Annotated in this window: 21 protein-coding genes and 2 riboswitches; of the genes, 10 read left to right on the top strand and 11 right to left on the bottom strand. The window is 73.3% G+C overall.

Annotated elements, in window-relative coordinates:
• Positions 1–110 precede the first annotated feature (110 nt).
• Both IE332_RS17955 and IE332_RS17960 read left to right on the top strand, forming a co-directional pair.
• On the top strand, positions 111–782 hold the full coding sequence (locus IE332_RS17955; protein WP_189917890.1) for a SanA/YdcF family protein: 672 nt from the start codon (positions 111–113) through the stop codon (positions 780–782).
• Positions 783–858: 76 nt separating this feature from the next.
• The gene (locus IE332_RS17960) at positions 859–2,268 is read left to right on the top strand and encodes a DNA polymerase IV (RefSeq protein WP_189917340.1); all 1,410 of its coding nucleotides are present in this window, start codon (positions 859–861) and stop codon (positions 2,266–2,268) included.
• Positions 2,269–2,415: 147 nt separating this feature from the next.
• Here IE332_RS17960 and IE332_RS17965 read toward each other — a convergent pair whose 3' ends face one another.
• Both IE332_RS17965 and IE332_RS17970 read right to left on the bottom strand, forming a co-directional pair.
• Complete coding sequence (locus IE332_RS17965; RefSeq protein WP_189917342.1) at positions 2,416–3,912, bottom strand: MFS transporter; 1,497 nt, start codon at positions 3,910–3,912, stop codon at positions 2,416–2,418.
• A 204-nt stretch (positions 3,913–4,116) separates the two neighbouring features.
• The gene (locus IE332_RS17970; RefSeq protein ID WP_189917344.1) at positions 4,117–5,211 is read right to left on the bottom strand and encodes a PRC and DUF2382 domain-containing protein; all 1,095 of its coding nucleotides are present in this window, start codon (positions 5,209–5,211) and stop codon (positions 4,117–4,119) included.
• Between the two features lie 223 nt (positions 5,212–5,434).
• A riboswitch (glycine riboswitch) is annotated at positions 5,435–5,538 on the top strand.
• 1 nt (position 5,539) lies between these two features.
• Positions 5,540–5,672, top strand: a riboswitch (glycine riboswitch).
• A 104-nt stretch (positions 5,673–5,776) separates the two neighbouring features.
• Between IE332_RS17970 and gcvP the strand changes: the two genes are divergently transcribed.
• Complete coding sequence (gene gcvP / locus IE332_RS17975; RefSeq protein ID WP_189917357.1) at positions 5,777–8,677, top strand: aminomethyl-transferring glycine dehydrogenase; 2,901 nt, start codon at positions 5,777–5,779, stop codon at positions 8,675–8,677.
• Between the two features lie 178 nt (positions 8,678–8,855).
• Here the strand turns inward: gcvP and IE332_RS17980 are convergent, their stop codons facing one another.
• Both IE332_RS17980 and IE332_RS17985 read right to left on the bottom strand, forming a co-directional pair.
• A complete protein-coding gene (locus IE332_RS17980) occupies positions 8,856–9,047 on the bottom strand; it encodes a DUF5999 family protein (protein ID WP_030256473.1) in 192 nt (63 codons plus the stop codon).
• A 475-nt stretch (positions 9,048–9,522) separates the two neighbouring features.
• Complete coding sequence (locus tag IE332_RS17985; RefSeq protein WP_189917359.1) at positions 9,523–10,098, bottom strand: hypothetical protein; 576 nt, start codon at positions 10,096–10,098, stop codon at positions 9,523–9,525.
• Positions 10,099–10,480: 382 nt separating this feature from the next.
• Between IE332_RS17985 and IE332_RS17990 the strand changes: the two genes are divergently transcribed.
• On the top strand, positions 10,481–11,986 hold the full coding sequence (locus tag IE332_RS17990; RefSeq protein ID WP_189917361.1) for a glutamate-cysteine ligase family protein: 1,506 nt from the start codon (positions 10,481–10,483) through the stop codon (positions 11,984–11,986).
• Between the two features lie 105 nt (positions 11,987–12,091).
• Complete coding sequence (locus tag IE332_RS17995; RefSeq protein ID WP_229928692.1) at positions 12,092–12,880, top strand: CPBP family intramembrane glutamic endopeptidase; 789 nt, start codon at positions 12,092–12,094, stop codon at positions 12,878–12,880.
• Here the strand turns inward: IE332_RS17995 and IE332_RS18000 are convergent.
• The 6 genes from IE332_RS18000 to IE332_RS18025 form a co-directional block, all read right to left on the bottom strand.
• On the bottom strand, positions 12,858–13,394 hold the full coding sequence (locus IE332_RS18000) for an HAD domain-containing protein (protein WP_189917365.1): 537 nt from the start codon (positions 13,392–13,394) through the stop codon (positions 12,858–12,860). The genes IE332_RS17995 and IE332_RS18000 overlap by 23 nt on opposite strands.
• A gap of 99 nt (positions 13,395–13,493) precedes the next feature.
• Entirely contained in the window at positions 13,494–14,777 is a 1,284-nt protein-coding gene (locus IE332_RS18005; protein WP_229928693.1) for an MFS transporter, read from the bottom strand.
• Positions 14,778–14,841: 64 nt separating this feature from the next.
• A complete protein-coding gene (locus IE332_RS18010) occupies positions 14,842–15,543 on the bottom strand; it encodes a dienelactone hydrolase family protein (RefSeq protein ID WP_189917367.1) in 702 nt (233 codons plus the stop codon).
• A gap of 87 nt (positions 15,544–15,630) precedes the next feature.
• Positions 15,631–17,043: a sugar porter family MFS transporter gene (locus IE332_RS18015; RefSeq protein WP_229928694.1), complete on the bottom strand. Its 1,413-nt coding sequence runs from the start codon at positions 17,041–17,043 to the stop codon at positions 15,631–15,633.
• Positions 17,044–17,160: 117 nt separating this feature from the next.
• Positions 17,161–17,865 (bottom strand): FMN-binding negative transcriptional regulator, encoded by a 705-nt coding sequence (locus IE332_RS18020; protein WP_189917369.1) that lies wholly within the window; start codon positions 17,863–17,865, stop codon positions 17,161–17,163.
• 15 nt (positions 17,866–17,880) lie between these two features.
• The gene (locus tag IE332_RS18025; protein WP_189917371.1) at positions 17,881–18,552 is read right to left on the bottom strand and encodes a pyridoxamine 5'-phosphate oxidase family protein; all 672 of its coding nucleotides are present in this window, start codon (positions 18,550–18,552) and stop codon (positions 17,881–17,883) included.
• Between the two features lie 34 nt (positions 18,553–18,586).
• Between IE332_RS18025 and IE332_RS18030 the strand changes: the two genes are divergently transcribed.
• Together IE332_RS18030 and IE332_RS18035 are read left to right on the top strand one after the other, a co-directional pair.
• On the top strand, positions 18,587–19,924 hold the full coding sequence (locus IE332_RS18030) for an aminotransferase class I/II-fold pyridoxal phosphate-dependent enzyme (RefSeq protein ID WP_189917373.1): 1,338 nt from the start codon (positions 18,587–18,589) through the stop codon (positions 19,922–19,924).
• A gap of 235 nt (positions 19,925–20,159) precedes the next feature.
• On the top strand, positions 20,160–21,362 hold the full coding sequence (locus IE332_RS18035; protein ID WP_229928695.1) for a GDSL-type esterase/lipase family protein: 1,203 nt from the start codon (positions 20,160–20,162) through the stop codon (positions 21,360–21,362).
• Between the two features lie 65 nt (positions 21,363–21,427).
• Here IE332_RS18035 and IE332_RS18040 read toward each other — a convergent pair whose 3' ends face one another.
• Positions 21,428–22,786 (bottom strand): NAD(P)/FAD-dependent oxidoreductase, encoded by a 1,359-nt coding sequence (locus IE332_RS18040; RefSeq protein WP_189917375.1) that lies wholly within the window; start codon positions 22,784–22,786, stop codon positions 21,428–21,430.
• 153 nt (positions 22,787–22,939) lie between these two features.
• Here IE332_RS18040 and IE332_RS18045 point away from each other — a divergent pair, with 153 nt between their 5' ends.
• From IE332_RS18045 to IE332_RS18055, 3 genes are all read left to right on the top strand, one after another.
• Positions 22,940–23,695 carry a HipA family kinase gene (locus IE332_RS18045; RefSeq protein WP_189917377.1) on the top strand — a complete coding sequence of 252 codons (756 nt, stop codon included), beginning with the start codon at positions 22,940–22,942 and terminating at the stop codon, positions 23,693–23,695.
• Positions 23,692–24,105, top strand: coding sequence for a DUF3037 domain-containing protein (locus IE332_RS18050; RefSeq protein WP_189917379.1), 414 nt, complete (start codon positions 23,692–23,694; stop codon positions 24,103–24,105). The genes IE332_RS18045 and IE332_RS18050 overlap by 4 nt, the downstream gene beginning before the upstream one ends.
• Before the next feature lie 104 nt (positions 24,106–24,209).
• Positions 24,210–24,665, top strand: coding sequence for a MarR family winged helix-turn-helix transcriptional regulator (locus tag IE332_RS18055; protein WP_189917380.1), 456 nt, complete (start codon positions 24,210–24,212; stop codon positions 24,663–24,665).
• Positions 24,666–24,690 lie beyond the last annotated feature (25 nt).

The following is a 24,690-nucleotide window of genomic DNA, read 5'->3' on the forward strand; positions in this document are numbered from 1 at the left end:
AACCGTCCGGGCCCACGGCCTCGTCGTGTTGCCTGGCGAAAGCGAACGAGGAGGGGCACGTGGGGGTCGGCACCGGGATAACGGGGCTGCTGGGGCGCAGGGCCGCGCGGATGCGGGCACGGCTGCGGCAGCGGCGGACGCAGCGCAGGGTGTTCCAGGTCGGGACGCTGCTCTGCTCGCTGGCGCTGGCGCCCAGCGCCTGGGTGTGGCTCTCGGCGGGGGACCGGGTGGGCACGGTGGAGAGCGCGCCGTCCGCGCCGGTCGCCGTGGTCTTCGGCGCCGGGCTGGACGCGGGCAAGCCCTCGCCGTACCTGGAGCACCGGCTGGTCGCCGCGGTGGACCTGTACCGGGAGGGCAAGGTGCGGGCGATCCTGGTGACCGGGGACAACGGGCGGGTCGAGTACGACGAGCCCGACGCGATGTTCACGTACCTGACCGAGCACGGGGTGCCGGCGGAGCGGGTGGTCCGCGACTACGCGGGCTTCGACACCTGGGACTCCTGCACCCGGGCCCACCGGATCTTCGGGGTGGACCGGGCGGTCCTGGTCAGCCAGGACTTCCACGTCCGGCGGGCCCTGGCGCTCTGCGAGGCGGCGGGCATCCGGTCGTACGCGGTCGGGGTGACCGAGCTGCACGACGAGACCTGGCTGTACGGCGGGCTGCGGGAGGTCGCCGGGGCGGGCAAGGCGGCGGTCAACGCCTGGCTGCGGCCGGACCCGGTCTTCCTCGGGCCCCGGGAGGAGGGCATCCCGAAGGCGCTGGCGGACGCGGCGCGGAAGTAGCCGGGGGCGGGCCGGGCCGCGCGGTGTCCGGCCCGGGTTCGTACGCACTGTCGGACCCGTACGCGATGATCGGCGGGTGCGATCACTGCCGAGCATCATCCACCTCGACATGGACGCCTTCTTCGCGGCGGTGGAGCAGGCGGCCAAGCCGAGCCTGCGCGGCAAGCCGGTGGTCGTCGGCGGGCTCGGCGGGCGCGGGGTGGTCTCCACCGCCTCCTACGAGGCGCGGAAGTTCGGGGTGCACTCGGCGATGCCGATGGCGCAGGCGCGTCGGCTCTGCCCCAACGCGGCCTTCCTGTCCGGGCGTTTCGAGGCGTACCGGCAGGTCAGCGAGATCGTGATGGGCCTGCTGCGGGAGCTGTCGCCGCTGGTGCAGCCGCTGAGCCTGGACGAGGCCTTCGTGGACCTGGAGGCCGGTCCGTACGGCCCGGCGCTGCTGGAGGCGGACCACGAGACCGGCGAGCGGCTGGTGCTCGCGCTGGCGGAGGACCTGCGGGCGGACATCCGGCGGCTGACGGGGCTGACCGGCTCGGTCGGGGCGGCCGGGTCCAAGCTGATGGCCAAGATCGCCTCCGAACAGGCCAAGCCGGACGGCCTGGTGCTGATCGAACCCGGGCAGGAGCGGGCCGTACTCGGGCCGATGCCGGTCCGGGCGCTGCCCGGGATCGGGCCGGCCACCGAGCAGGTGCTGCGGCGGGCCGGGCTGACCACCGTGGCCGACCTCGCGGAGGCGGGCGAGGCGGAGCTGGTCCAGCTGCTCGGCCGGGCGCACGGCGCCGGGATCCACCAGATGTCGACGGGGCTGGACGAGCGGCCCGTGGTGGCCGACCAGGACGCCAAGTCCGTCTCGGTGGAGGACACCTACGAGGTGGACCTGGCCGACCGGGAGCGGGTGCTGCGCGAGGTGGAGGCGCTGGCCGCCCGGTGCGTGCGGCGGCTGCGGGCGGCCGGGCGCTCGGGGCGGACGGTGGTGCTCAAGGTCCGCCGGTTCGACTTCTCCACGCTGACCCGCTCGGAGACGCTCGGCGGGCCGACGGACGACGAGGCGGTGATCACCGCGACCGCGCGCCGGCTGGCCGAGCAGGTGGACATCACCGGCGGGGTCCGGCTGCTCGGCGTGGGCGTCGCGCAGCTCGCCGACTACACCCAGGAGGACCTGTTCGCGCAGGCCCTGCGGGAGGAGGCGGCCGAGCACGCGGAGGTGGCGGCGGAGGCGGTGGAGGCCGAGGAGGAGCCGGAGGCCGTCGTGGTGCGGCGGTGGATGCCCGGGCAGGACGTCCGGCACGAGGAGTTCGGGCCGGGGTGGGTACAGGGCAGCGGCGTCGGGAGGGTCACCGTGCGGTTCGAGACGCCGTGGAGCGGGCCGGGGCGGGTGCGGACCTTCGCGGTGGAGGACCCGGCTCTGGAGCCGACGCGGCCGCTGCCGCTGCGCCGGGAGGCGGAGGGGGAGGCGGCCCCGGCCCCGGCGCCGGAGGAGGGGGCCTGAGAAGACACGAAAACGGCCCCACCCGGTGGGGGAGTACCGGGTGGGGCCGTATCACCGTGCCGGTCGCCGTACGGTCGTGATGCCCTCGCGACGTACGGAGGCCGGGGCCCCGCGCCCTGTCCCTGAGCGCGGGGGCCGGACGCCTCGTCAGGCGTCGGTCTTCACCAGCTTGTCGCTGGAGTCCTGCGGGGCCGTGCCGTCGACGACGGTCAGCGGGGCGGCCGGCTTGGCGGCGCGGATCAGGAACGGGACGACACCGGCGACGACGCAGACCACGGCGGCGGTCCAGAACGCGTGCTTGTAGGCGTCCAGGGTGGGCAGCGCCAGCGGGATCTGCGGCGGCAGCTTCATGAGGTCGCCGGTCAGGATGGCGGCCATGACGGCGGTGCCGATGGCGCCACCGACGGTGCGCAGCACCGAGTTCATGCCGTTGGCGATGCCGCTCTGCTCGACCGGGACGGCGCCGTTGATGTAGGCCGGCATCGCGGCGAACGCGAGGCCGACACCGAGGCCGAAGATCGCCGAGGCGGTGTAGAGGTCGCCCTCCTTGCCGTGCCGCAGGGCCAGGTAGGCCATCGCCACGGCGCCGAGGACGCCACCGAGGACCAGCGGCAGGCGCGGGCCGCGGCGGGCGATCAGCAGGGCGCCGACCGGGGCGGCGACCATCGAGCCGATCGCGGACGGCAGCAGCATGACGCCGGCGTGCAGGACGGTGGCGGTGAAGCCGTAGTGGGTCAGCTTCTCCGGGGTCTGGGCGAAGTTGCTGATGACCATGAAGGAGCCGTACATGCCGAAGCCGATGAGCAGGCCCGCCAGGTTGGTGAAGGCCACGGCCGGGCGGGACATCATCTTCATGTCCACCAGGGGGTGCGCGACCTTGGTCTCGATGATGCCCCAGACCAGGGCCACGACGGCGGCGACGGCGAACAGGCCGAGGGTCTTGGTGGAGGTCCAGCCCCAGTGGTTGCCCTGGCTGACCGCGACCAGCAGCGCGGAGAGCCAGCCGGCCAGGGTGATCGCGCCGAGCGGGTCGGCGCCGCCCTCCTTGTCGGTGACCGGGTCGGTCGGGACGCGGAAGGCGACCAGGGCGATCGCGATCAGGCCGAAGAGCAGGCCCATCCAGAAGATCGACTTGTAGTTCCAGTGCTCCAGCAGGAGACCGGTGGCGACCAGGCCGAGGCCGGAGCCGACGCCCATCGAGGCGCTGATGGCGGCGACGCCGCCGGTCACCTTCTGCTTGGGCAGCTCGTCGCGGACGATGCTGATGGCCAGCGGCATGACGCCACCGCCGGCGCCCTGCAGGACGCGGGCGACGACCAGCCAGGTGAAGGAGTGGGTGCTGACCGCCAGCGCCGAACCGGCGACGAGGCCCGCCAGCGAGATCAGCAGCATCGGCTTGCGGCCCCGGAGGTCGCCGAAGCGGCCCAGGAGGGGAGTCAGCACGGCGGCGGAGAGCAGGTTGGCGGTCATCAGCCAGGTGACGCTGGAGGCCGAGACGTTCAGTTCCTTGGCCAGCGAGGGCAGGATCGGGACGACCGCGGTCTGCACCACGCTGAACGACAGCATCGCCAGGATGAGGGCCGGCAGGACCCGGGCGTTGCTCTGCTTCTCGGCCGCGGTGGTGGGCTGTGGTGCCTCACTCACGGTTGCTTCCTCCCGTACATAGTGAATGAACTGAAGTAACCATGCCCAGAGATACTTCAGAGTGTCAAATATCGAGTGGTTAAGCTTTGGCAAAGGGGGGAAAGGCAGGCCCCCCGGGGGGTGGCCCGGGTGGGCGTGGGCGGCGTGGCCGGGCACGGCGAAGGGCCCCGACCGCGGGTGGTCGGGGCCCTTCGGGTGGGGCGGTCAGACGAGCGGGCGCAGCGCGGACGGGCGGGGGGTGTCCGCGGCCGACGTGGTCGTCGACGGGGCCGGGGCGGCGTCCGGGGGCGTGGTGTCGTCGTGCACCTCGACGTGCTCCCGGCGGAGCTCGTCCCGGATCACCTCCTCGGCGGTGTAGCGCTCGACGACCAGGCGGACCCGCTCGATGGGCGCGAGGTACTTGCGGACCACCGGGCGTTCCTCACGGAGGGTGACCTCCTCGACGGCCTCGGCGATGTCCTTCTCGGTGAGGGAGGCGCGCTCGGCCTCGCTGACCGGCATCCGCTCGACCCGGACGCGCTCGCGCACCACCGGGACCCGGCGCTCGATCTGCTCGGTCGTCACGTACTTGCGCAGCTTCGCGGTACCGACGGTGTGCCACTCGGTGGTGACGTCCAGCCGCTCCTCGCGGCAGGTGATCTCGACCGGGCCGGCGGGGGCGGCCGGGGCGGTGCCGGTGGTGGGCGCGGTGCCCGTCGCGGCGGGTGTCGGATGCGGGGCGGCGTGCGGGGCCGGGTGCGGCTTCGGCTCGACGGCGGGTGTGACGGCGGGAGCGGGAGCGGGGGTGCTGAGGGTCCGCACGTGGGCCTCCGGGGCGGTGCTGGTGTCGGTCGGGGCGGGTTCGGGGGAGCGGAAGGCGTGCGGCTTGGCGATGGTGGTGGCCGCGGCGGGCGCGACGGCGGCGGCCGGGGCGGTGCCGAAGTCGAGGTCGGGCCCGGCGGCCCGGTCGCGGCCCTCGCCGTGCTCGCCCGACGGGTGGCCGTCCGCCGGGGTGTCGAGGCCGTAGTAGCGGTAGAGCTGGAGCTCCTGGGCGGGGGACAGGTGCTGGCCCACGCCGAAGTCCGGGGACTCCTTGACCAGTGACTTGTCGTACGGCACCCGGAGCTCCTCGCCGGAGAACTCGCTCGTGGTGAGCGGGACGAAGGCGTCCCGGCCGAAGATGCCGGTGCGGACGGCGGCCCACTCGGGCCGGCCGGTGGCGTCGTCGAGGTACACCTCGTCGACCGTGCCGATCTTGTCTCCGTTGCGGTCGACCGCCTTGTGGCCGATGAGGTCCCGGGGGTCGATGTCGGTCTGCACTCTTTCCTCCAGTGCGCTGAGCCTGCGGAACTCCCGCAGGACGGCGGCCTGATCACCCGTCCCGTCCGCCACTTCACACCAAAGGCCATGAATCGGACGGGCGCGACCGGGGTGCGCCGGACGGGCTGCGCGCTGGGCCGTCCGGGGGACGCGCGTAGACCCGGGGTGACCGGAAGCACCCGTGATCGGAAGGCCTCCCGCTGGTACCCTGGGCGGCGACCGCAGAGCCCGCTCGGGAGAGTCTCCGACCGCGAAATGCGCTGGTCGGAGCGCCGAAGGAGCAACTCCTCCCCGGAATCTCTCAGGCATCCGTACCGTGTGGGGTAGGTCACTCTGGAAAGCAGGGCAGGAGTGTCGGCGCGGGAGCCGGCGATCACCACCCTCACCGACGGTGCAAGCCGACGGCGCGCCCACAGCGCGCCGTGCGGGCGAAGCTCTCAGGTCCCGATGACAGAGGGGGAGGCCTGACGGGTCCGCCCGCCTCGGCTGAGCCGCTGTCCGCAGCGGGCAAGGCCGGCCGGCGTGCGTACCCCCGCCGGTCCGTGACCAGGAGGCCTCGACCACCATGAACGCCCAGCCGAACGCGGGACGCCCCACCGGCGCCTCGACCCTCACCGAACTTGAGCTGGCCAGCCCGTTCGAGAACCGCCACATCGGCCCCGACGCCGCCGCGCAGGACAAGATGCTGGCGTCCATCGGCTACGGCTCGCTGGACGAGCTCGCCACCACGGCCGTCCCCGAGGCGATCCGCTCCATCACCGGCCTGGACCTGCCCGCCGGCCGGACCGAGGCCCAGGTCCTCGCCGAGCTGCGCGAGCTGGCCGGCCGCAACCAGGTGCTCCAGCCGATGATCGGCCTGGGCTACTACGGCACCTTCACCCCGCCGGTGATCCTCCGCAACGTCATGGAGAACCCGGCCTGGTACACCGCGTACACGCCGTACCAGCCGGAGATCTCGCAGGGCCGCCTGGAGGCGCTGCTCAACTTCCAGACCCTGGTCTCCGACCTGACCGGCCTGCCGACCTCCGGCTCCTCGCTGCTCGACGAGGGCACCGCGGCCGCCGAGGCGATGGCGCTGGCCCGCCGCGTCACCAAGGTCAAGGGCGGCGTCTTCCTGGTCGACGCCGAGACCCTGCCGCAGACCGTCGCGGTGATCAACACCCGGGCCGTGCCGACCGGTGTCGAGGTCGTCGTCGCCGACCTGTCCGAGGGCATCCCGGCCGAGATCGCCGAGCGCGGCGTCTTCGGCGTGCTGCTGCAGTACCCGGGCGCCACCGGTGTGGTCCGCGACCTCACCCCGGTGATCGAGCAGGCGCACGGCCTGGGCGCGATCGTCGCCGTCGCCGCCGACCTGCTGGCGCTGACCCTGCTCAAGTCCCCGGGCTCGCTGGGCGCCGACATCGCCTGCGGCACCTCGCAGCGCTTCGGCGTGCCGATGGGCTTCGGCGGCCCGCACGCCGGCTACCTGTCGGTGCGCGCCGAGTACGCCCGCTCGCTGCCCGGCCGCCTGGTCGGCGTCTCCGTCGACTCCGACGGCAACCGCGCCTACCGCCTGGCGCTGCAGACCCGCGAGCAGCACATCCGCCGCGAGAAGGCCACCAGCAACATCTGCACCGCCCAGGTGCTGCTCGCCGTCATGGCCTCGATGTACGCCGTCTACCACGGCCCCGACGGCCTGGCCGACATCGCCCGCCGCACCCACCGCTACGCCGCCGCCCTCGCCGAGGGCCTGCGGGCCGGCGGCGTCGAGCTGCTGCACGGCGAGTTCTTCGACACCGTCACCGCCGTCGTCCCGGGCCGCGCCGCCGAGATCGCCGCCGCCGCCCGCGCCAACGGCGTCAACCTGTACCAGGACGGCGCGGACCGGATCTCCGTCTCCGCCGACGAGACCACCACCCGCGAGCACCTGGCCGCCGTCTGGGCCGCGTTCGGCGTCGAGCCGGTCGAGGTCCCCGAGACCGCCGCCGCGCTGCCCGCCGCGCTGCTGCGCGAGGACGAGTACCTGACCCACCCGGTCTTCCACAGCCACCGCTCCGAGACCGCCATGCTGCGCTACCTGCGCCGCCTGTCGGACCGGGACTACGCGCTGGACCGCGGCATGATCCCGCTGGGCTCCTGCACCATGAAGCTCAACGCGACCACCGAGATGGAGGCGGTGACCTGGCCGGAGTTCGGTCAGCTGCACCCCTTCGCGCCGATCGAGCAGGCCCAGGGCTACCTCACCCTGATCCGCCAGCTGGAGCAGCAGCTGGTCGAGGTCACCGGCTACGACGCCGTGTCGATCCAGCCGAACGCCGGCTCGCAGGGCGAGCTGGCCGGCCTGCTGGCCGTCCGCGCCTACCACCACGCCAACGGCGACACCCAGCGCGACATCTGCCTGATCCCGTCCTCCGCGCACGGCACCAACGCGGCCTCTGCCGTGATGGCCGGCATGCGGGTGGTCGTGGTGAAGACCCTGGTCGACGGCGACGTGGACGTCGAGGACCTGAAGGCCAAGATCGAGCAGCACCGTGACAACCTGTCGGTGCTGATGGTCACCTACCCGTCGACCCACGGCGTGTACGAGACCCAGATCACCGACATCTGCGCCCTGGTGCACGAGGTCGGCGGCCAGGTCTACGTGGACGGCGCCAACCTGAACGCCCTGGTCGGCCTCGCCAAGCCGGGCAAGTTCGGCGCGGACGTCTCGCACCTGAACCTGCACAAGACCTTCTGCATCCCGCACGGCGGCGGCGGCCCGGGCGTCGGCCCGGTCGCGGTGCGCGCCCACCTGGCGCCGTACCTGCCGAACCACCCGCTGCAGGAGGAGGCCGGCCCGGCCACCGGCGTCGGCCCGATCTCGGCCGCGCCGTGGGGCTCGGCGGCGATCCTGCCGATCTCCTGGGCGTACGTCCGGCTGATGGGCGGCGAGGGCCTCAAGCGCGCGACCCAGGTCGCGGTGCTGAACGCCAACTACATCGCCAAGCGCCTGGCGCCGCACTTCCCGGTGCTCTACACCGGCCCGGGCGGGCTGGTCGCGCACGAGTGCATCATCGACCTGCGCCCGCTGACCAAGGAGACGGGCGTGACGGTGGACGACATCGCCAAGCGCCTGATCGACTACGGCTTCCACGCGCCGACGATGTCCTTCCCGGTGGCCGGCACGCTGATGATCGAGCCGACCGAGTCCGAGGACCTGCACGAGATCGACCGGTTCTGCGACGCGATGATCGAGATCCGGGCCGAGATCGACAAGGTCGGCTCGGGCGAGTGGGCGGCCGACGACAACCCGCTGCGCAACGCCCCGCACACCGCCGCCGCGCTGGCCGGCGACTGGGCGCACGGCTACTCGCGGCAGGACGCCGTCTTCCCGGCGGGCGTGAACCCGGCGGACAAGTACTGGCCGCCGGTGAGCCGGATCGACGGCGCCTACGGCGACCGCAACCTGGTCTGCTCCTGCCCGCCGCTGGACGAGTACGGCGTCTGAGGAACGGCAGGGACGAACCGGTACGGCTGAACGGTTCGGACCGAGGCGGGGCCCCGGCGGAGTCTTCCGTCGGGGCCCCGCCCTTACTCGCTCGATCGGCGGCCGCTCCCGCCTCCCGCCGTACGGCCGGACCGGGCGGTGAGGCCGTACGGTCAGGCCGGGCGGTGAGGCCGTACGGTCAGGCCGCGTGGGCGACGGGGCGGCGCGGGGCGATCACCCGGCCGTCGGGCAGCAGCTCTCCGGTGTCCTCGAACAGGACGACGCCGTTGCAGAGCAGGCTCCAGCCCTGCTCCGGGTGGCAGGCCACCGACACGGCCGCCTCTCTGTCCTCGGATTCGGCCGACGGGCACTCAGGACGGTGCTGGCACATACGTACCCTCGCTTCGCTCTGCGATCCTCCCCGTGGTGCGGTCACCGGAGGTCGTGCCGTCCGGGGGCCGCCGCGGTAGTCGGATCCTGTCCGCACGCGGGCCAGGTGTTGACCAGCGCTCAAGTGGGTAGGACAGGTGGTCCTTCCACGCTGGTTCCCAGTGTCGGCATCTGCGGACGCGCCCGCAGGGATTTCGTGACATGCGCCACAACTCCCGGGCAGAGATCACCCGTTCAGGTGGAGCCGGGAGGAAAACACGCACCGGTGGGTCAGGCGGGGGATGGCCCGATCGGGCCATGGCGGGTGCCTCGTTCGGGGGGTTGCCGTTCGGGTGACGCCGTGGGGCCCCGGGCTCGGGCACGGCTGAGGGCCGCCGGGCGGGTGGTCCGGCGGCCCGTGGGATGCGGGTGGGGCGGGGGTGCGGGGGGTCGGGGGTGCGGGGGGTCGGGGTGCGGGTGGTTCCGGCGGGGGCGCTTCAGGGGGAGCCGAGGAGCAGCGGCCCGGTGAGCGGGGCCCGCGCGAGCAGCGGCAGCAGTTCGGCGGCCGGGTAGGCGCGGTGGGCGGTGACGCCGAGCGGGGCCGGGGCGAGCGGGATCAGCAGGTCGGCGTCCGGCCCGGCGTCCGGGCCGTGCAGCCAGAGGGCCGTCGCGTACTGGCCGGGGAAGGTCAGCAGGCGCGGCTGCCGGCGGAACCGGGAGCTCTGGGCGAGCTGCCAGGCCTCGCGCAGCGCCCGGACCGTCGAGTCGAGGTAGGGGCCGGCGGTGAAGTGCGAGAAGGTGTGCCCCTCCACGCTCTGCACCACCTCGGCGGCGGCGGCGACCTCGGCGCCGTCCTTGATCAGGAAGCGCCAGCCGGTACGGCGGGCGGCGGACAGCTCGGGGCGGCGCGGGCCGTCCAGGACGTGCACCGCGAGCGGATGTGCGGGGACCAGTGGGCCGGCCGGGTGACGCAGTGCTGCGGCGGCGGGCTGGCGCAGCGCGGTCTCCGAGTCGAGTGCGCCCAGGACCGCGCGTAGGGCACTCGGTGGGGGCTGGGGGGTCTGCAGAGTCATGGCGGGGTCCGCCTCTCCAAGCGAGATCGGCGTGCGAGTGCGGCATACCGGCGTGGCGTGGCGTGTCTTCGCTGACGGGCCCCGGCCGTGTCCGGTTGTGCAGGATCGCGGTGCCGGCGCGGCCGTCGCCGTCGACGAGGGCTTTCGAGGCGGGGGCGGGCCGGCCGGAGCGCTGTGCGAATTCCATCGAACGGATGCGCAGGGTGATCTGTTTATCACAGGCGGTGGCGCCGAGCAAGTCTGCAGTTGGCCTGAATCATCGTCAGATTCCTTGCTTTGCAAGCCAGTACACGCATTCGGGTATCGATCTTCGAGGTGGGCATGATGCTTGCACGGTCGGTCGGCCGGGTGGCTCAACGGGGTGTCTCATGAGGAGGGGACCGTGGGCGAGAAGGTCGTGGCGACTCGGGCTGATCTTGCGGACCGACAGCTGTACCGGCGTAAGCTCCAGGCCTGTCAGGAGGCGCTGGGACGGATGCTGCGGGAGGACCGCTTCGACCGGCCACGGGCGGTGATGGGGCTGGAGATCGAGCTCAACCTGGCCGACGAGCAGGGCCTGCCGGCCATGAACAACGCCCAGGTGCTGAGCGAGATCGGCTCCAGCGACTTCCAGACCGAGCTGGGCAAGTTCAACATCGAGGTCAACATCACGCCGCACCGGCTCTGCGGGCACGTCTTCGAGGACCTGCGCGAGGAGATCGACACCGGGCTGCGCTACGCCGACCGGCGGGCCGCCGAGGCCGGGGCCAGGATCGTCATGGTAGGCATCCTGCCGACGCTGGAGCACGCCCACACCGGACTGGACGCGATGAGCCACAACCAGCGGTACTCCCTGCTCAGCGACCAGATCCTGGCCGCCCGGGGGGAGGAGATCGCGCTCGACATCGAGGGCGTCGAGCACCTCCAGCTGGAGTCCATCACCATGGTCGCCGAGGCCGCCGCGACCTCGCTGCAGCTGCACCTCCAGGTGACCCCGGAGCGCTTCTCCTCGGTGTGGAACGCCGCCCAGGCGCTGTGCGGACCGCAGCTCGCGCTGGGCGCGAACTCCCCGTTCCTGTTCGGGCGGGAGCTGTGGCGGGAGACCCGGCCGGTGCTCTTCCAGCAGGCCTGTGACACCCGTTCGGCGGAGCTCAAGGCGCAGGGCGTGCGCCCCATCACCTGGTTCGGCGAGCGCTGGGTGGACTCGGCGTACGACCTGTTCGAGGAGAACCTGCGGTACTTCCCCGCGCTGCTGCCGATCTGCGACGACGAGGACCCGCTGAAGGTGCTGGCCTCCGGCGGCGCACCCAAGCTCGCCGAGATGCGGCTGCACAACGGCACCATCTACCGCTGGAACCGGCCGATCTACGACGTCTCCGGCGGGGTGGCGCACCTGCGGGTGGAGAACCGGGCGCTGCCGGCCGGGCCGACGGTGGCCGACACGCTCGCCAACGCCGCCTTCTACTACGGGCTGGTGCGGGTGCTCGCCGAGCAGCCCCGGCCGATCTGGAGCAGGCTGCCGTTCGAGCGGGCCGACGAGAACTTCCGGCAGGGCGCCCGGTACGGCATCGACGCGGTGTTCCAGTGGCCGCGCCCCGGCCGGGCCGGGCGCGGCGGCGGGCTGCAGACGGTGTCCGCCGTCGACCTGGTGCTCGGCGAGCTGCTGCCGATGGCCTACCAGGGCCTCGACGAGTGGGGCGTGGAACCGGCCGACCGGGACCGCTACCTGGGCATCATCGAGCAGCGCTGCCTGCGCCGCACCAACGGCGCGACCTGGCAGAGCGCGACCTTCCACCGGCTGCGCGAGCAGTACGGGATGGACCGGCCGGCGGCGCTCGCGGCGATGACCCGGCGCTACGCCGAGCACATGCGCGGCGGGGAGCCGGTGCACACCTGGCCGGTGGGGTAGCGGCCGCGCTCCCGGCCGACGGGCCGGGGCATCCGCTGTGTCAGGATGATCGCTCCGGCGGTCGGCCGACGGCCGGAGCGACCGCCCGTCCGCTGGAGCCCCCTTGTGACCACCGTCCCGACCGCGCCGGAGACCGCGCAGCCCACCCGCGGGCGGCTCGGGGCGGAGCTGCTGATCGTCCTCGGCCTCTCGCTCGGCGCCAGCGGGATCAGTGCGCTGATCAGCTTCGCGGGCTCGCTCACCGAGCCGGTCCGGCTCGGTCAGCAGGTCGCCACGCTGAACGGCTCGCGGGCGCCCGGGCGGCCCTGGCTGGACCTGGTGTGGCAGCTGTACTACATCGGGCGCGGCCTGATGCCGGTGGTGCTGGTCGGCTACCTGCTGGTGCGCGAGGGCGTCGCGCTGCGGGTGCTGGGCTTCGACCTCGGGCAGAAGCTGCGCGACCTGGGCCGGGGCGCCGCCGTGGCGGCCGCGATCGGCGGGTCGGGGCTGGCGCTGTACCTGGCCTCGCAGGCGGCCGGTTACAACCTGACGGTGGCGCCCTCGGGGCTGCCGGACGTCTGGTGGCGGGTGCCGGTGCTGCTGTTGTCGGCCTGGCAGAACGCGATCCTGGAGGAGGTCGTCGTCCTCGGCTACCTGCTGCGCCGGGTGGGGCAGTTGGGGTGGTCCTGGCCGGCCGCGGTGGTGGCCAGTTCGGTGCTGCGCGGCTCGTACCACCTGTACCAGGGGGTCGGCGGGCTGGTCGGCAACATGGTGATGGGGGCGGTGTTCTGCCTGCTGTACCGGCGCTGGGGGCGGGTGATGCCGCTGGTGGTCGCACACGCGCTGATCGACACGGTGGCCTTCGTCGGGTACGCGCTGCTGGCCGGGCACGTCAGCTGGCTGCCGACCCCCTGAGCGCCCCGCCGCGGAGGGCCTGGCCGCGCGGCGGGCGGGCCAGCAGGCGGTCGACGTGCCGGCGCTCCAGGCCCTGGCCGGGGTCGATCGGCAGCAGCAGGCGGTCCCGGCGCCAGAGCGACTTGCGGACCAGCCGGGCGGGGATGACGTCGTCCACCCAGGCGAACGGACGGCCGTCGGCGTAGCGCAGCAGCGGTGCCCACTTCTGGGCGGAGAACAGCTCCATCAGCGGGACGCGCGGGTCGCCGGGCTGCGGGACGTAGCCGCTGAAGCGGACCACCGGGAGCGGGTCCAGGCCGATCGCCGGGGCGATGTGGGTGTTCGCCTGCTCCTCCCAGGTGGTGGCCCAGACCAGTTCGTACGTCCCGGCGAGCTCGCGCAGCCACGCGCCGTGCCGGGCGGAGAGCAGGACGGCGTAGCCCAGCAGCGTGTGGGTGTCGAACCCGGTGTCCGGATGCGGGCAGACCGGGTTCAGGACGCCGTCGACGTCCAGGAACAGCAGTGGCTTCGGCACCGGTGGCCCCCCAGAGCGGTCGTGTTTCCTACCTGTCCGGACGAACCACCCGTACCGGTGGTTGCTCACGGACGGGCGCACGCGGGGCGCACAGGGCGCTCACGACGTGGGTACGGGCTCGGCGGCGGGCTCCGGTGCGTCGGTGGTGCTACGGCGGCTCAGCCGGCGCACCTGCGGATCCAGCAGGACGGCGGCGCTGAGCACCAGGCAGGCGACGGCACAGGTCCAGAGCGCGCCGCTCAGCCCGAGCGCCACGGCGGCCGGGCCGGCCAGCGCGGTGCCGATCGGGGCGAGCGAGTAGGAGCCCAGTTCGTCGTACGCCGCGACCCGGGAGAACATCTCCGCCGGGATCTCCTGGCGCAGCGCGACCATCCAGTTGACGCCGAAGACGGTGACGCCGGCGCCGGAGAGGAACATCGCGGCGATCAGCAGCGGCAGCGGTACGGCGGCGGCGAGGGCGAGCGCGGGCACGCCGAAGAGGAACACGCCCCAGTTGCCGACCAGCAGGAGCCGGCGCGGACGCCAGCGCGCCATCAGCAGGCCGGTGACCACCAGGCCGACGCCGTAGGCGGCCATCGCCACGCCCCAGGCGCCCGCGCCGCCGAGCCGCTCCTTGGCGACGGCGGGCCCGTACACCGACTCGACCGCGCCGATGCAGGCGACCAGGACGGAGAACTGCAGGACGACCACCCAGAGCCAGCGGCGGGCGGCGAACTCCCGCCAGCCCTCGCGCAGGTCGCGCAGCATGCCGCCGCCCGAGGGGGCGGGGGCCGTCTCCGGCTCCAGGAAGAAGCGCAGCCCGGCGGCGATCAGGAAGCAGAGGGCGTCCAGGGCGAGCACCCAGCCCGGGCCGAAGGCGGCGGTGAGCGCTCCGCCGAGGGCGGCGCCGCCGATCTGGGAGGCGTTCTGGCCCATCCGGAAGACCGAGAAGGCGCGGGCGGCGTGCTCCTCGGGGACGGCCTGCATGATCATGCCGCCGGAGGCCGGGGAGTAGAGCGCGTAGCCGGCGCCGCCCGCGGCCGAGAGCAGCAGCAGGTGCCAGAGCTGCGCGTGCCCGGCCAGCACCAGGGCGGCCAGGACGGCCTGGGAGGCACCGCTGAACAGGTTGGCGGCGACCATGATCCGGTGCCGCGGCATGCGGTCGGCCAGGGCGCCGCCGAGCACCAGGAGCAGCACGGTGGGCAGCAGGCGCGCGGCGGTGACGTAGCCGACCTCGGTGGTGCTGCCGCCGTCATCGAGGACGGCGAAGGCGGTGGCGATGGGGGCGCCGGCGTTGCCCAGGCCGCTGATCACGGTGGCGGCGGTCTGGATGCGGAAGTTGCGGCTCGCCCAGGCGAAGCGGCGGGGGTACGGGGGACCGGGATGCGGGGGAATGGTCGGCACCCGGCGACTATGACCGGAGCCCGGACAGGTGTCCACCGCGTTTTCGCGCCTGTCGGGCGGGCGGTCAGCCGAGGTGGCCCCAGAGGAAGGTGAGGGTGCGGCGCCAGGCGATCCGGGCCTGCAGGGGGTCGTAGGTGCCGAGCAGGTTCTCGTCGTTCATGAAGGCGTGTCCGGCCGGGTAGAAGTGGAACTCGGGCCGGACGTCGGTGGCCTCGCCGATCCGGATCGCGGCCTCGTCCACGGCCTCCATCGGGATCGAGCCGTCCAGTTCGCCGAAGTGGCCGAGGACGTGCGCGGTCAGGCCGCGGTAGTCGAAGTCCGGGTCGGGCGGGAGGCCGTAGAAGGGCACCGCGGCGGCCACCTTGTCGCTGGCCCGGGCGGCCAGCAGCAGGGCGAAGCCGCCGCCCATGCAGAATCCGACCACCCCGACCGCGTCGCCCACCACGCCGTCCAGCGCGAGCAGGTGGTCGACGGCTCCGGAGAGGTCCTCGACCGCTCGCTCGACCGGGAGTTCGCGTTTGAGCCGGGCCGCCTCGACGCGGTCGTGGGTGGTCGCGCCGCCGAACAGGTCGGGGGCGAGGACCGTGAAGCCCTCGGCGGCGAGGGCGTCGGCCGTCGCGGCGACGTGCGAGGTGAGCCCCCACCACTCCTGCACCACCACCAGGCCGGGACCGGCGCCCTGCGGCGGGCGGGCCAGGTACCCGTGCGCGGTACGGCCGTTGCTCGGGAAGGTGACGTTCTGCCGGGAGCCGCGCTGGTCAGGCATGGCTTCCTCTCGATGGGTCGGGCCGCGTGCGGCGGGGGTTCGGTGGGGCGGGCCGCGCGCGGCGGAGGTCCGGTCGGTCGGGCCGGGTCAGCCCATCTCCTCCAGGGCGCGGCCCTTGGTCTCCTTGATGCAGAAGGCCACGAACGGGATGGAGAGCAGCGCGAAGGCCGCGTAGATGACGTACGTCGCCGAGAGGTTCCAGTCGGCGAGGTCCGGGAAGCTGACGGTGATCGCCCAGTTGGCGATCCACTGGGCGGAGGCGGCGACGGAGAGGGCGAGCGCGCGGATCCGGTTGGGGAACATCTCGCCGAGCAGCACCCAGACCACGACGCCCCAGGAGAACGCGAAGCAGAGCACGAAGACGTGTGCGGCGACCAGGGCGACGGTGGCGTGGGTGTTGTCCAGGGTCGCGCTGTCACCGGTGCCGTGCCGGTACGAGAACGCCCAGGCGGCGGTGGACAGCGCGACCGCCATGCCGATCGAGCCGGCCAGGGCGAGCGGCTTGCGGCCGATCCGGTCCACCAGGGCCATCGCGATCACCGTGCCGATCACGTTGATGATCGAGGTGGAGAGGCTGATCAGCAGGGAGTTGGACTCGTTGATGCCGACCGACTGCCAGAGGAAGGACGAGTAGTAGAAGATCACGTTGATGCCGACGAACTGCTGGAACGCCGAGGCGCCGATGCCCACCCAGACGATCGGCAGCAGGCCGAAGCGGCCGCCGAGCAGGTCCTTCAGCCGGGGCTTGCGGGCGGACTGCAGCACCGAGCGGATCTCGGCGACCCGGGCGTCGAGGTCCACGTCCTCGCCCTCGACCTCCACCAGCACCTTGCGGGCCTGCGCCTCCCGGTGGTCGGCGATCAGGAAGCGCGGCGACTCCGGGATGGCGAGCGCCATCAGCCCGTACACCAGGGCCGGGACGGTCTCGACGCCGAGCATCCACTGCCAGGCCTGGACACCGCCGAGGTGACCGGTGGACTCGCCGCCCGCGGCCTGGTTGAGCGCCCAGTTGGCGAGCTGGGAGACGGTGATGCCGAGCACGATCGCCATCTGCTGGAAGGAGGCGAGCCGGCCGCGGTAGGCGGTCGGCGCGACCTCGGCGATGTAGGTGGGCGCGATCACCGAGGCGATGCCGATCGCGACGCCGCCGACCACGCGCCAGGCGGCGAGGGTCTCGATGTTCGGCGGGAACATCGAGCCGATGCCGCTGGCCGCGAACAGCGCGGCGGCCAGCAGCATCGTGCGCACCCGGCCGAGGTGGTCGGCGAGCCGGCCGGCGGCCACCGCGCCGGCCGCCGAGCCCAGCAGGGCGATCGCCACCACGAAGGCGGTGGTGCCGTGGCCCACCGCGAAGTGCTTCTGGATGCCCGTCACCGCACCGTTGATCACCGCGCTGTCGTAGCCGAACAGGAAGCCGCCCATGGCGGCGGCCGCCGAGATGAACACCACGTGGCCGAGGTGGGCCTCTCCGGACGCCCGTTGGCTGTTGAGTGTGGACACGCGCGCTCCCCGGGGTGGACGGGCCCGCTCTGACGGAGAGTGGGCAGGGCTCGTCTCACATTCGATCAGCGCCGGGGCCGACCCGCGCGTGTTGTGGGCCGACCGGGTGCGGCCGGGTCAGTCGGCGGCGCGCGGTGCGGTGGTGCGCTGTTCGGTGGTGCGCGGTCCGGTCGTGCGCGGTGTGGTGCCGCGCCGCTGGTGCCGTCGGAGCAACTGGGTACGGGCGGCGCCGTACTGGTCGCGGCCGCGGCCGCCGTCGTCCGCGCGCTCGGCGAGGCGATCGGCCAGCGCGGCCTGCGACTCGGCGGGCTTCTTGTCGTCGTACTTGAACTTCGCCCGCACCTCGTCCACCGTCAGCCGCAGCCCGCGCAGTCCGGGCAGCAGCCGGGCGAACTCGCCCTCGCCGGGCACCACGCGGACCTCCGGCGTCTCCGGCTGGAAGTGCGCCAGCTGGCGGTTGAGGATCTCCGCCTTGGCGGCGGCGGACTCCACCACCTCGGCGGTGCAGTGGAAGTGGACCGAGGCGTAGTAGCTGGTCGGCGTGCCCGGTGCGCCGCGCCAGTGGCCCGGGGCGAAGGCGTAGCCGTCGGTGACCGCGAGGGTGACCTTCGGGTCGGCCCGGACGGCGGCCAGCAGCGGGTTGGGCGCGGCGAGGTGGAGCAGGATCTCGCCGCGATCGGCGTCCAGCAGGAAGTGCGTCGGGACGAGCACCGGGCCCTCGCCCGGGCCTCCGTTGGCGGCGAGCAGGCCGAAGTCGCGGCCCTCGGCCAGCCAGGCGCGCCACTCGTCCTCGTCCCCGCGGTCCCAGGACCTGATCAGCATCGGTGTGTCCTCCCGTCAGCGGGGGTAGCGGCGCAGGTGCGCGGGGAGCGGGACGGTGGTGCCGGGGTGCGGCTCGGGGGTGCCGTGCACGGTGGTGACCGGGATCAGGCCGGACCAGTGCGGGAGGTCGACGTCCTCGGGGTCGTCGTCGGCGCCGTCCTCGCGGGTCTTGGCCGAGACCTCGTCGAGCTCCAGCCGCAGGACGGCGGTGGCGGCGAGCTCCTTGGGGTTGGCCGGACGGACCTCGGCGGAGCGGCCGGGGACCGCGTGGTCGACCAGGGCCGCCAGTGCGACGTCCAGCTCCTCGGGGTCGGTGACCTGGTACGCGGTGCCGTGGGCGACGACCGAGCGGAAGTTCACCGAGTGGTTGAACGCGGACTTGGTCAGCACCAGCGCGTCGACCTGGGTGACGGTGACGCAGACCGGCATCCCCTGCTCGCCGGAGGCGCCGCGCATCGGACGGCTGCCGGTGGAACCGTGGACGTAGAGCCGGCTGCCGACCCGGGCGTAGATCGTCGGCAGGACCACGGGGGCGCCGTCGGCGACGAAGCCGAGGTGGCAGATGTAGGCGCTGTCGAGGATGGCGTGGATTGCCTCCCGCTCCCAGGTGGCCCGGTCCTTGTACCGGGTGGGCGTGGTCCTGGGGGTGCGGGAGTAGCTCGGCGAACCTTCCGTGGTGTCTGACATGACATCCTCTATGTACTAGTGCATAATTTGCTTTGTGCTAGGAGACTATCCGCTGAAAGGGCGACGCGCCAGCGAAATCGCGGCGCACATCGAACAGGGCGTGAGCAGCGGACTGCTCGCCCCCGGAACCGCGCTGCCCCCGCTGCGCGACCTCGCCGCCGAACTCGGCGTCAACCCCAACACCGTCGCCGCCGCCTACCGGCTGCTGCGCGACCGCGGCGTGATCGAGACGGCCGGCCGCAAGGGCAGCCGGATCCTGCCCAGACCCGCGCTCACCCCGCGCGACCAGATCCGCGTCCCCGTCCCCCCGTACGCCCGGGACCTCTCCGCCGGGAACCCCGACCCGGCGCTGCTGCCCGACCTCGGCCCGGCCCTCGCGGCGGCCGCCGAAGCCGCCCGCGCCGAGCCGGTGCTGTACGGGCACCCGGTCGGCGACCCCGTCCTGCTCGGGCTCGCCCGCGCCGCCTTCGAGGCCGACGGCCTGCCCGGCGGCCCGATCGCCGTCGCCTCCGGCGCGCTCGACACCATCGAACGCCTCCTCGGCGCCCGGCTGCGCCCCGGCGACGCGGTGGCCGTCGAGGACCCGGGCTGGGGCAGCCTGTTCGACCTGCTGCCGGCGATGGGTCTCAAGTGCCTGCCCTTCCGGCTGGATGACGAGGGCCCGCTGCCGGACTCCCTCGCGGCGGCGCTGGGCGAGGGCGCCCGGGCCGTGGTGATCACCAGCCGGGCGCAGAACCCGACCGGGGCGGCGCTCACCGCGGGCCGGGCCGAGCGGCTCAGGGCCGTCCTGGCCGAGCACCCCGGGGTGCTGCTGATCGAGGACGACCACGGGCGCGGCATGGTCGACCAGCCGTACCACCCGCTGGTCGGCGCCGGCTCCCGGCACTGGGCGGTGGTCCGCTCGCCCGCCAAGGCGTACGGGCCGGACCTGCGGGTCTCGGTGGCCGTCGGCGACGCGGAGACGATCGGGCGGGTGACCGGACGGCTGCGGCTGGGCGCCGGCTGGGTCAGCCACCTGCTGCAGCGCACCGTCGCCGAGCTGTGGCGCGCCGACGCGGCGCCCGCCGAGCGGGTGGCCGCCGCCTACCGGGCCCGGCGGGACGCGCTGCTCGGCGAGCTGGCGGCGCGCGGCATCGAGGCGCACGGGGAGAGCGGGCTCAACGTCTGGGTGCCGGTGCCGGACGAGACCTCGGCGCTGGCCGCGCTGGTGCAGCGCGGCTGGGTCGCGGCACCCGGTGCCCGGTACCGGATCCAGTCGCCGCCCGGACTGCGGTTCACCGTGGCCCGGCTGGAGTCGGCGCAGGCCAGGGAGTTGGCGGAGGACCTGGCGGCGGTGCTGGGAGCGGGCGGGGACGGCTCCCGGCTGGTGTGAGCGGAGCGGCCGGTGGGGTGGATGAGGCGGGTGTGAACCAGGGGCGGCATCCGGTCGTCGGTTGCCGGTCTGGTCTGAACCCGGCGGTAACAAAAGCGGAAACCTGCTGCAGATACCTAGCGGTAACCAACGAGGGCATGTCATCTTCATCGCGCCACCGGCCGGCGGCCCACCCTCACCTGAGCGTCTTCCCGTTCCCCATCCCACGGGGAGACCGAGCCGCAGGAGTTCCGCAGTGCCCGAAAATCGTTCGAGCATCACCCGCAGCACGCCTCGACTCGGCCGACGGCTGCTCACCGCAGCCCTCGCCCTCCCGCTCACCGTCGCCGGCCTGGCCGTCGCCGCGCCGGCCTACGCCGCACCGGTCGCACCGACCGCCGCGCCCACCGGTCCCACCGCCAGCGTCACGCTCGGCGACAGCTACATCTCCGGCGAGGCGGGCCGCTGGAAGGGCAACTCCGCCGGCACCAGCGGCAACCGCAACGGCTCCGACCGCGCCTGGACCGGCAGTTCGTACGACCCCTCGCGGGTCTACGGCGCCACCGCGGCGAGCGGCTGCGACCGCTCGGACGTCGCCGAGGTGCTCAGCGCCTCGACCGGGGCCCAGAACGAGATCAACCTGGCCTGCTCCGGCGCCGTCACCGCGAACGTCTTCCGCGCCTCCAACGGCGGCCAGTCGTACAAGGGCGAAGCCCCGCAGGCCGACCAACTCGCCACCGTGGCACGGCAGAACAACGTCAAGCTGATCACCCTGTCGATCGGCGGCAACGACCTCGGCTTCTCGGACGTCATCTCCACCTGCGTGCAGGACTACCTGATCTGGTACTCCTACTGCCACAACTCCGCGCAGTCCCAGATCGACGACAAGCTGCCCACCGCGATGGCCGGCGTCGGCAAGGCCATCGACGAGGTCCGCGCGGTGATGGCCGACGCCGGCTACGCGCAGTCGGACTACCGCCTGGTCCTGCAGTCCTACCCGTCGCCGATCCCGCGCAGCGCCGAGATGCGCTACCCGGAGAGCGGCTGGACCCGCTCCAACACCGGCGGCTGCCCGTTCTGGGACGGCGACGCCGACTGGGCCCGCGACACGATGGTGCCGCAGATCTCCCAGGCGCTCGCGGGCGTCGCCTCCGCCAAGGGCGCGCAGTTCCTCGACCTGTCGGACATGCTGCAGGGCCGCGAGGTCTGCTCCACGGCCACCAAGCAGCCGACCACGACCACCGGACCGTCCGCGACCACCAGCGAGTGGGCGCGCTTCCTGGACGGCGGGCTCAACTCCACCCAGGGCGCGCTGCAGGAGTCGATGCACCCCAACTACTACGGCCAGCAGGCGGTCGGGCGCTGCCTGACGCTGCTGTGGGCCCGCCCCGGCGGTGACTACAGCTGCCGCAACACGGCCGGGCAGGACGCGAGCGGGATGTACCTCACCGCGCGCTGACCGCACGCCTCGGCGCCCCCCGCGACAGTGTCAGCGGGGGGCGCCGGGGACGTTCAGTGCTCGGCTCAGCCCTTGGCGAGCAGGGACTGGGCGTGCGCCTTCACCTGATCCTTCGTCAGATAGGCGTCGGTGTACTCGAAGTCGCGCAGCCGGGCGGGCTGACGGGCGAGGAAGCCGGTGCGGACGAAGTCGTCCCCGGCGGTCGCGTTCAGCAGCCAGTTGGTACCCACCCGGAACTTCGCCACATTGGTGCGCATCGCCATCAGGTGGTAGCCGCGCGCCACCAGCTGGGCGGGCACCCCGCGCAGCTCCACCCCGAGCGGCTTGGACACCGCGTCCTTGCCGCCGAGGTCGACCACCAGGCCCAAGTCCTTGTGGTAGTACGGCTCCAGCGGCTGGTTGCGGAGCGAGGCGATCACGTTGTCCGCCACCACGCGGCCCTGCCGGGCGGAGTGCTGGGCGGTCGGCGGGCAGACCGCGCCGTCGCCCTTCGCGAGGTCGGGCACGGCGGCGGCGTCGCCGAGCGCGAACACGCCCTCGAACTGCGGCACCCGCATCTCCGCCGTCACGGCCAGCCGGCCGCGGACCGTCTCGGCGTCCAGGGTGCCGATCAGCGGACTCGCGGCCACCCCGGCGGTCCAGATCAGCGTGCGGCAGGGGATCACCCGGCCGTCGGTGAACTTCACCGACTCGGCACCGACTTCGGCCACCGAGACACCCAGCGACACCTCGATGCCGCGCGCCCGCAGCACCTCCAGGGCCGCCTCGCCCAGCGGATCGCCGAGCTCCGGCATCAGCTTCGGGGCGATGTCGATCAGGTGCCACTTGATCTGCTTGGCGTCCAGCCGCGGGTAACGGAGCGCGGCGGCCGTCGTCAGGCGCTGCAGGCAGGCGGCTGTCTCGGTGCCCGCGTAGCCGCCGCCGACCACCACGAACTGGAGCCGGGACTCGCGCTCCCGCTGGTCCAGGGTGGCCGAGGCGAGGTCGAGTTGGGCGATCACGTGGTCACGGACGTAGGCCGCCTCGGCGAGCGTCTTCATGCCACGGGCGTAGTCGGTGAGGCCCGGGATGTCGAAGGTGCGGGTCACGCTGCCCGGGGCGAGGACGAGGATGTCGTACTTCTGCGCGACCACCTCGTCGGTGATCTTGCGGACCACGCACACCTTGGAGGACGGGTCCACGCCGATGGCACCGCCGGGGACGATGTGGGTGCGGCGCAGCGAGCGGCGCAGGGAGACCGCCACGGACTGCGGGGTGAGGACGCCTGCGGCGACGTGGGGGAGGAGGGGGAGGTAGAGCTGGTAGCTGAACGGCGTGACCAGGGAGATCTCGGCCTCCGAGGGTGACAGCTTGCGTTCGAGGCGGCGGGCGCACTCCAGTCCGGCGAAGCCACCGCCCACGATCAGGATCCGAGATCGTTCCATCGCTCATCCCTTTGCCGTGAAGGTCCCCATTACTGTCCGCCACATTCGCACGGAGCAGCGGGTGCTGCCACCGGGGTGGGGCGGACGAGGGAGGTGGGGAGGGGCGGTCGAGTGGTGGGGGGAGGAGAGGGGAGACACCGATAGGCTGGGGGCGTGCTACCCGAGGTGACGGCGATCCGCTACGTGACGCCACTGCGAGAAGGCGGCTCGATGCCGGGCCTGGTCGAGGCCGATGACCGGCGGCTGTACGCGCTGAAATGGGTCGGTGCGGCGCAGGGGCGCAAGGCCCTGGTCGCGGAGGTGCTGGCGGGGGAGCTGGGGCGGCGGCTCGAGCTGCCGGTGCCGGAGCTGGTGACCGTCGACCTGGACCCGGTGCTCGCGCGCAGCGAGCCGGACCACCAGGTCCAGGACCAGATGCGGGCCAGCGGCGGGACCAACCTCGGCATGGCCTTCGTCAGCGGCGCGCTCAACTTCGACCCGCTCTGCTTCGAGGTGGACCCGGAGCTCGCGGGCCGGGTGCTCTGGTTCGACGCGCTGATCGGCAACGTGGACCGGTCCTGGCGCAACCCCAACCTGCTGGTGGCGACCGGCGGGCTGCGGCTGATCGACCACGGCGCGAGCCTGATCTTCCACCACAACTGGCCGGGCGCCGCCGCCTGGGCGCGCCGCCCGTACGACGCCTCCGACCATGCGCTGCTGCGGGCCCGGCCGGACGTGGCGGCCGCCGACAAGGAGCTGGCGCCGCTCGCGGAGTCGGTGATCGAGGCGGCCGTGGCGCAGATTCCCGAGGTCTGGCTGGTGGACGAGTTCGGCTTCGACTCGCCCGACGAGGTGCGCGCCGCGTACCGTGCCCAGTTGACCGAGCGACTGGCCGGTCCGCGTGACTGGCTGCCGGAGGTGCCCGCATGAGTGAGTCGTCGTCCGTGCTGCCGGCGGTCGTCGAGCTGCACGACTACGAGTACGCCGTGATCCGCGCCGTGCCGAGGGTCGAGCGCGGTGAGTGCGTCAACGTCGGGGTGCTGCTGTACTGCCGGCAGAGTTCGCACCTGGCGGCGCGCACCCACCTGGACCAGGCCCGGTTGCTGGCGCTGGACCCGGTGGTGGACGTGCAGGGGGTGCGGCGGGCGCTGCACGGGATCGAGGCGGTCTGCCTGGGCGGCCCGCAGGCCGGTCCGGCGGCGGGGGACAGCCCCGGGCAGCGGTTCCGCTGGCTGACCGCGCCGCGCAGTGCGATCGTCCAGCCGGGGCCGGTGCACACCGGGCTGACCGCGGACCCGGACGCGGAGCTGCGGCGGCTGTTCGACCAGCTGGTGCTCTGAGCCGACTGCAGCCGGTGCTCTGAGTCGACTGCCGGGCGTGGTCCGCCGACGGTTGCCGTGGTCAAATCTTGAGTTACTGAAGCACCTGGTCGTACCCTGGCCCCATGGGTTCGACAGCGACGACGACCGTCCCGACCAACGCCGAGTTGATGGAGGTGTTGGCCGCCGTGGGCGCCGCGTACTTCCAGGACTTCGCGGCAGCCGCGGCCCGGCACGGCCTCTCCTCCTCCCAGGCCAAGGCGCTGGGCGCGGTGCAGGAGCCGGTGCCGATGCGCGCGCTCGCCGGGCGGCTGGGCTGCGACGCGTCGAACGTCACCGGGATCGTGGACCGGCTGGAGTCGCTGGGCCTGGCCAACCGGGCGGCGGCGGCCGGTGACCGCCGGGTGAAGATCGTGGTGATCACGGCCGAGGGCCGGGAGATCCTCAACCGCATCCGCGGCGAGATGGCCCGCACCCACCAGGCCTTCGAGGCGATGACCGACGAGCAGCGGATCGCCCTGCACTCGATCTGCGCGCAGGTCCTGCCGGTGCTGGCCGGCCGGACGGGCGGCGCGCAGTAGCGCCATGGCTCTACGGGCGTAGCGC

Source organism: Kitasatospora xanthocidica (assembly GCF_014656195.1).
Lineage (GTDB): Bacteria > Actinomycetota > Actinomycetes > Streptomycetales > Streptomycetaceae > Kitasatospora > Kitasatospora xanthocidica.